General features: G+C 56.5%; 1 pseudogene. It reads left to right on the top strand.

Annotation, left to right across the window (positions count from 1 at the left end):
- Positions 1–257: 257 nt before the first annotated feature.
- Positions 258–503 (top strand): annotated as a pseudogene (locus A3764_RS19725) (hypothetical protein); the annotation flags it as partial.

Genomic DNA, 503 nt, shown 5'->3' with positions numbered 1-503 from the left:
CCCGTCCGCCGCCACGACTCGCGGGGCCAGCGCTGTGGCCTCTTCGACGTCGCTAATGGAGGCGTCCCCGCCGCCGATGAGCGTTATCGGTGCCGTATCGTGAACAATGGAGGCGATCATGTCCTTTTCGTGCCGTTTTCGAAACCCATCACATTGTCGCCTTGAAATGATACGCTGCTTGGCACAGATTCGGGCCGCTTTGGTCTAGTACATCGTGGTAAACGATAAGCTGCAAAACCGCAGAGGACGAGCATCCGATGATGAGTAATAATAAAATACTGACGGTCTCCTACGGCACCTTCTCATGCACATTGGAAGGCTTCGACGATTCATTCGGCACGATGAAGGCCATTGCGGAATATTTTCGCGATCTCGCATCGGACGACAGGTATTTCGGGGCCGAACCCCCGCAGCCCGATGCGGAGATGCTCGCCCGTATCGCGCAAAAGGAAATCTCTCGCCGGGTAGAGGCGCGCGAACACGAAGGCAAGATCGTTCTCAGC

This window comes from Sulfitobacter sp. HI0129, assembly GCF_001635395.1.
Lineage (GTDB): Bacteria > Pseudomonadota > Alphaproteobacteria > Rhodobacterales > Rhodobacteraceae > Sulfitobacter.
The sequence above is the reverse complement of the archived record's forward strand: the minus strand, read 5'-3'. Positions and strand labels throughout refer to the sequence as shown.